Origin of the sequence: Mycobacterium sp., assembly GCF_052144515.1 — a bacterium.
Lineage (GTDB): Bacteria > Actinomycetota > Actinomycetes > Mycobacteriales > Mycobacteriaceae > Mycobacterium.
The window spans coordinates 1-6,254 of the sequence record NZ_JBKQQD010000588.1 but is presented as its reverse complement, the minus strand read 5'-3'; the positions used below and the strand labels follow the sequence as shown (position 1 = coordinate 6,254).

Genomic DNA, 6,254 nt, shown 5'->3' with positions numbered 1-6,254 from the left:
CCCCTGCCTGTTTGGCGTTGGCCTTAGCCTGATCGGCGCGGCCCTCGGTGCGCAGCCGGGTGTTGCCGGTGGTGCGGCCGAAATATTTCTTGGTGGCGCCCTTGATGGCTTCGGCCTTGTGCGCGAGCTTCTTACCAATGCTCATTGCGGTTTCCTTCCATCGGTTTCGGTGAGCACAGACCGCGACTGCGGGCTGACAGTGTCGACCGTGCTTCGGTGCCGCCGGGTTCGGCGACGTCGGTGCTGCCCGTCGGTTGCCGACCCCGCGACCAGCGACCGAGCAGGGGAACCCTGTTCCAACGGGTCGTGGCCGGCTGCGAGTTCACCGGCGCGCCCGCGGCTGCGCCGACCCGCTGGCTGTGTTCGAGGCGTTCGTCGCGTTCTTGGTTCAGAAACGCCGTTTCGCGTTGGGACCTCGCGAGGTCGCGTCGGGCGTCTCGCCCGCGGCCCGCGGTGCGCTGGGCACCGGCCAACAGCACGCTCAGTCCCAGCATCGCCACCGCGCCGATCACGATCCCGAAAAGGAACAACGTGCCGGTCGACCCGGTGACGTGATAGCCGAATACCGAGAAGTTCTCCGTCAACGGATGGGCGGCCCCCGAATTGCTCAGCACACCGACGATGGCGACGATCACGGCGACGAGCAGAACAACTAATCCAACAATGACAAGCATTATGGCGCCTCTGTTTCCGATGCCAGATCTTTGAGTAAACGCCGAGTTCGGGCGCCGCCTGGGCTTGCTGGAGAGTGCTCAAAGCAATCCGCATGACGCCGACCAACATTGGCACAACGACTGGTCGCACCTCCCGTTGAAATGTGAGGGTTTAGGCTTCCATCGAGCCTATGGGCACTCTGGCAGATGCATGAGGGTCAAAAGACCCTTTGCTAGACGACGGGGCTAGGCGGAGCCTCATTGCCTATAGCGAGAGGCTTGAAGCACCTTGATCTGGGCGGCTGGCAGCGAAAGAGGAGAGGCCGGCCATGGCGATTTTCGACAACCTGCAGTACGACTACCGACCGAGTTGGTCGCCAGGCGCAAGTGGGTGCGCCAGGCCCAGGTCGATGCCGGCGCACGGCCCGGGACCACGACCGAAGAGTCCGCCGAGCTGAAGCGCCTGCGGCGGGAGAACGCCGAATTGCGAAGGGCGAACGCGATTTTGAAGACAGCATCGGCTTTCTTCGCGGCCGAGCTCGACCGGCCAGCTCACTAATCACCCGGTTCATCGCCGATCGTCAGGGCCACCGCGAGGTCGCCGCCGTTTGGCAGAGGTCCGGACTCATCCGTCCAGGCGACCAGATCGGAATTCAGTTTGGGTTCTTGTGATGGAAGGGTGCTGACGTCGCCGAAGAAAAAGTAGGTCCTGCCGTCAGAATGCTTTGCATTTGCACCTTCGTCGACTCCTTGTACGTTCCACCAATGACCGGTGTCGGTGAGCAGTGGATTGCCCATGGGATCGACCAGCAGTGGCCATGCGTTGTTTGTGGACCCGCTGATCTGTCCGATTCTGTTGACGACACCAAGCACCGAAATGGTCATCGTCGACTAGCCCCCGATCGGTTCACCACAGGACTCCCATGCGCGTGCTGAGCCGTCACGTCGCTGCCAGTGTCACGGTGTTCGACCACAGCGTATCGGTTAGATCGCCCTTACAACGTCCTTCAAGATGAGGTCAGGCTGGCGGACGGACACCGCAGGTCGTCAACGACGAGAAGTTCGGTGATTTGCTGACGACGGCTTTCCGTGAACGTCGTCGGCACGATGGATCACATTGAGCGCGAAGATCGTTACGCCTTGAGCTGATGACGGGGTCGGTAGCCGAGTCGCATGACGATGGCTCAAGCGGCGCTGGCCGATCATGCTTCATCGAGCGTGGGAAAAAGCAGTTCTGAAACCAGTAGCTGCAGCGCCGCCGCGACCGGGATGGCAAGGAGCGCCCCGAGCACACCTAGCAGCGCCGCACCGATGAGGACGGCCACGACGGTGACACCGCCTGACACCTTCACCGCCCGGCCGATGATCCTGGGGGTCACCAGGTAGTCTTCGGCTAAGCGGAATGCGATGTAAAATCCCACGGTGGCGATGCTCACCGGAATCGAAACGGCCAGCGCCACAAGGGCGACTACGAACCCGCCGACTGATGACCCGTAGGGGAAAAGATCCACGATCGCAACAAATGCCCCGAGCAGCCACGGATATGGGACATGGAAGGCGAAACACCACGCAAAGGTCGCCACTCCGGCAATGAGCGAGGTCAGCACATTGCCGAAAACATAGTCACCGACCTTGGCCAGCACCTCGTCGCCGATGAGGATCGCGCGCGGTCTGCGAGAGTTCGGCACAAACCGGTACACCGTGGCCCGGATGCGGGGCATGTCAGCCAGGAAATACACGGTGAGCACAGCCACAATCCCGACGTGTGACGCGGCGCCGAACACCGTCTTTCCGACCTTGACGACACCCCCGACCGTCGGTGCGCCAGGGCCATGAAGCATGTCGGTGATCCGTTGTTGCACATGGAAGCGTTCGATGAGCCTGCCGAACGGCGAGGCATGGTCCTGAGCCTGCTGCAGATAGTGCGGTGCCTGTTCGATGAATTGGCGCGCTTCCTGGACAAGCGGCGGAATCGCTGCCGCAACAGCACCGGCGAGAACACCGAACACCACCACGAGCACCAGGCTGACCGCCGCCCACCGCGGGAGTTTGCGGTTGACCAACCCCGACACCGCGGGCTCAAGTCCCAGGGCGAAAAACAACGCCATACCGATCAACACCAGCACCGACGACGCCGACCCGAGGACACGCACCACGCCATACGTGGCCGCCACACCCGCCGATGCCATTAATCCCACATAAAACGGGGAACCTCGGTCAAAACGATGGCCCCGGGTGCCGAACGGCTGACTCTCCGAGCGGATCTGTGCCGCGACACCTTCGGCGTCGGCGATTACTCCTTCATCGTCGCTGTGAGGTCGAGCTACGCGACGGTGATGGCCCTGATCGGCAAGCCCGTGGTCAATCGGCTGGCCGTCCCCAATGTTATTCAGTGTCCGAACCCCGTTCATCAGTCGAAACAGACCTGCGACGTCCCCGACGCGTTTCTACAGTGACCCCGAAATCTCGCCCGCGGGCGCGAATGCGGGATCCGATTCGAGGTGGCCGGCCCGCAGACGGCGAAGGGTCATCGACATCGGCTAGGCCGAAGCCGCCGCCCTGGGTTGCGCCACACCCAGCCTGTTTGTCAGTTCGTCGGCGCGCCGATCGCCCCCCACGGTAATGACTCACTCCACCACTTACCTGCGCCCAAGTTCGTTCGACCTACCTCACCGGCGGTGCCGGTAGTCTCCGGTCACCTCGAACCAGTGGGGTTTGGGAGAAAGGACATAGGCATGCGCAGCCACGATTTCGTGCAGGGTGCACCGGTTACGGGAATGTTAGCCAGATCGGTGGGCCCGGCCGATACGTTGCGGATTGTGCAAGTCGCGCCACCATATTTCGATGTGCCGCCCATTGGCTATGGCGGGGTGGACGCGGTGGTGGCTGACCTTGCCGATACACTGGTCGCCCGCGGGCGCGAGGTGATCGTGCTGGGCGGTGGAAAGCCAGGCGCGGCGGCGCGGTTCGTGCCGCCGTGGATCGCGCGATTCCGGATAGGGCTCACTGAGCCCTATCCGGAGGTTATGCATGCGCTCAAGGTGCGAAGCGCCATCGCGCGCATCGCCGCGACCGACGGGGTCACATCATCCACGACCACACCTTCGCCGGTGTGCTTAACGCACCCTCTTACCGTGGGCTGGGCTTGCCCATGGTAAGAGGGTGCATGGTCCGATCGATGAGGACTTGTGTTCGTACTATCGCGAGCTGGGCGACGACGTCTCGTTGGTGCCATCAGCGATCGCCAGCGCGAACTTGCGCCGGACCTCCATTGGGTTGGGCGCGTGCACAACGCGCTGCGGGTCGAGGATTGGCCGTTCGCGGCCGGCAAGGGCGACTACGCGCTGTTCTTGGGTCGGACGGCTCCTTGGATGGCGGCGCCCGCCCCATGCGATCGGTAGGAACCGAAGCACGATGGCACGCAGGTACTTTTCTTGTCCTCCGCCGCAGTGCTGCCCCGGCCAGCCGGCGGGTGCTCGGGCGGTGACCAACTCGACACCCCAGTCGCTCGGATGGGGGACTTCGGGCCCTACCGCGGCAGCAGTCTTCGATGGTCGGATCAACACGGTAGCGCTGGATAACCAACTGTTAGAAGGAATCTCAATGAGCAAACTGGCTGTGAAGCATCAGCGGCGCTCGCTGCTGCCCGAGTTATCTGAGCTGTTCACCGGGTTCCCGCCGTGGGCGGGTTTACGACCGACGTTCGACACTCATCTGATCCGGCTGTAGGACGAGATAGAGGACGGTCATTATGTGGTGCGTGCCGAACTGCCCGGAATCGATCCGGCTAAGGATGTCGACATCACGGTGCGTGATGGGCAGCTGACGATCAAGGCCGAACGCAGTGAGAAGAAGGAATCCGAGGGTCGGTCGGAGTTTTCTTACGGCTCGTTCGTCCGCTCGGTCACGCTGCCGCCCGGCGCTGACGAAGACGACATCAAAGCTATCTACGACAAGGGCATCCTGACCGTGTCGGTGGGCGTCCCCAAACAAGCTGAGGCGGCAGAGAAACACATCACCGTGCAGGCCGCAAGCTAACCGGCGTGGCGGCCCCGGAGTCGATCGCGTCCTCTGGGGCCGCGCGGCGGCCTTTCGTCGTCGGGCTTAGATAGCGTTGCGCGCTTGCCGTTGCGACGGCAGACCCTCGCCGGCGCTGCGCTGGCAATCCGCCACACGGCGGCTATTGCGATGTGGGGGTTGGTGTTTCGATCGTGGCGGTCGGGGTTCGGAATCAGGCGTCAGCTATCTGTGTCATTATGCGGGAGTGTCGCTACGTGCCAGAGCCGCGTCCGCCTGGCGCCTTCTGGGGCCGGGCTTCGTCACCGGATCGTCCGACGACGACCCCTCGGGCGTCCAGACTTATAGCCAGACCGGCGCGCAGTTCGGCTACTCCCAGCTTTGGGTCGCCGTCTGGACCTATCCGTTTATGAGTGCGATCCAAGAGATTTGTGGGCGGATCGGCATGGTCACCGGCCGGGGCCTGGCGGCGGTGCTGCGCGAGCACTACTCGCGCCCGGTCCTCTACGTCGCCGTGTCGTTGCTGTTGATCGCAAACACTGTCAATGTTGGGGCGGATCTGGGCGCGATGGCGGCGGCCGGGCAGCTGCTCGTGCACCTGCCCTTCATGGTTTGGCTGGTGGTGATCGTCGGGATCTCGCTGGCGCTACAGATTTACGTGCCCTATCCCGCCTACGCGCGATTCCTGAAATATGCATGTCTAAGCCTGCTGGCCTACGTCGCGGCGGCGTTCGTCGTCCACCATCCGTGGTGGCCCACGGTCGCGGTGTCCGCGATCATCCCGCATGTCGAATGGTCGGGGAAATATGTGCTGAACATTGTCGCGCTGCTGGGGACAACGATCACGCCTTACTGCTTCTTCTGGCAGGCCGACCAGGAGGCCGAGGAGGACTTCGCTCGCGGCCGGATGAGCTCGAACACCAGCCGCCGCGGCCCCCAATACGGCCGCGACCGACGCAACTCCAACAGCGCGGCCTCCACCGCGGCCGGCATCTGATGCGGACACGACACCGGCCGATGCGACCGATCCACCAGCCCCTCAAGGCCCTGGGCCTCATAGCGGGCCAACCAAGCGTGCAGCGTCTGACGCGACACGCCTACCTTCTCGGCGACCTGCGAAATCGATAACCCGTCGCTGATCACCGCCAACACGGCCTGATACCTCTGCTCGGCCACGCTCAACTCCCTCATTCAGGGAGTGTCAAGGATCAACCGAAGCAACTGTCAGCCATCAGCCGAAACACTGTCAGGCATCACCCGAAGACGAAATGTCAAGCATCAACCGAGGTCATACATCCCCGACGTGGGGCGGGCGGGGCTCGAACCCGCGACCAACGGATTATGAGTCCCTAGTGCTCCGTCTGCGATTTGATCTGGTGAAGGGTCTCGCGGCCACGTTGGACTTTCGTGATGATGTCGTCGGCGCTGGCTTTCAAGATGTTCGGTTTGTGATCGATGTTCCAGTGCTGGGACCATTTGGTGATCGCGGCGCTGAGTTCGGCGACGCTGGTGAAGGCGCCACGTCGCAGGCGCTTATCGGTGAGTTCCTTAAACCAGCGCTCGATCAGGTTCAGCCAGGAACTT

Annotated in this window: 5 protein-coding genes and 5 pseudogenes; 5 read left to right on the top strand and 5 right to left on the bottom strand. The window is 62.9% G+C overall.

Translation table 11 applies throughout. The features are described from left to right. Positions 1–131 precede the first annotated feature (131 nt). Complete coding sequence (locus ACLP9N_RS40650; RefSeq protein ID WP_442412686.1) at positions 132–674, bottom strand: hypothetical protein; 543 nt, start codon at positions 672–674, stop codon at positions 132–134. Positions 675–1,023: 349 nt separating this feature from the next. On the opposite strand from ACLP9N_RS40650, the pseudogene ACLP9N_RS40645 reads away from it, so the two are divergent. Next, positions 1,024–1,247, top strand: a pseudogene (locus ACLP9N_RS40645) (IS3-like element IS987 family transposase); the annotation flags it as partial. Here ACLP9N_RS40645 and ACLP9N_RS40640 read toward each other — a convergent pair. Both ACLP9N_RS40640 and ACLP9N_RS40635 read right to left on the bottom strand, forming a co-directional pair. After that, entirely contained in the window at positions 1,209–1,538 is a 330-nt protein-coding gene (locus ACLP9N_RS40640) for a hypothetical protein (protein WP_442412687.1), read from the bottom strand. The pseudogene ACLP9N_RS40645 and the gene ACLP9N_RS40640 overlap by 39 nt on opposite strands. A 317-nt stretch (positions 1,539–1,855) precedes the next feature. Then, the gene (locus ACLP9N_RS40635) at positions 1,856–2,842 is read right to left on the bottom strand and encodes an AI-2E family transporter (RefSeq protein ID WP_442412685.1); all 987 of its coding nucleotides are present in this window, start codon (positions 2,840–2,842) and stop codon (positions 1,856–1,858) included. Between the two features lie 36 nt (positions 2,843–2,878). Between ACLP9N_RS40635 and ACLP9N_RS40630 the strand changes: the two genes are divergently transcribed. From ACLP9N_RS40630 to ACLP9N_RS40615, 4 genes and pseudogenes are all read left to right on the top strand, one after another. Further along, positions 2,879–3,109 (top strand): hypothetical protein, encoded by a 231-nt coding sequence (locus ACLP9N_RS40630; RefSeq protein WP_442412684.1) that lies wholly within the window; start codon positions 2,879–2,881, stop codon positions 3,107–3,109. A 321-nt stretch (positions 3,110–3,430) separates the two neighbouring features. Next, a pseudogene (locus ACLP9N_RS40625) lies at positions 3,431–4,033 on the top strand (glycosyltransferase); the annotation flags it as partial. Between the two features lie 223 nt (positions 4,034–4,256). Then, positions 4,257–4,691 (top strand): annotated as a pseudogene (locus ACLP9N_RS40620) (Hsp20/alpha crystallin family protein). Between the two features lie 226 nt (positions 4,692–4,917). Further along, positions 4,918–5,667 carry an NRAMP family divalent metal transporter gene (locus ACLP9N_RS40615; protein ID WP_442412683.1) on the top strand — a complete coding sequence of 250 codons (750 nt, stop codon included), beginning with the start codon at positions 4,918–4,920 and terminating at the stop codon, positions 5,665–5,667. Here ACLP9N_RS40615 and ACLP9N_RS40610 read toward each other — a convergent pair. Both ACLP9N_RS40610 and ACLP9N_RS40605 read right to left on the bottom strand, forming a co-directional pair. Then, a pseudogene (locus ACLP9N_RS40610) lies at positions 5,568–5,861 on the bottom strand (helix-turn-helix domain-containing protein); the annotation flags it as partial. The gene ACLP9N_RS40615 and the pseudogene ACLP9N_RS40610 sit on opposite strands and share 100 nt — an antisense overlap. Before the next feature lie 158 nt (positions 5,862–6,019). Continuing rightward, a pseudogene (locus tag ACLP9N_RS40605) lies at positions 6,020–6,254 on the bottom strand (IS630 family transposase); the annotation flags it as partial.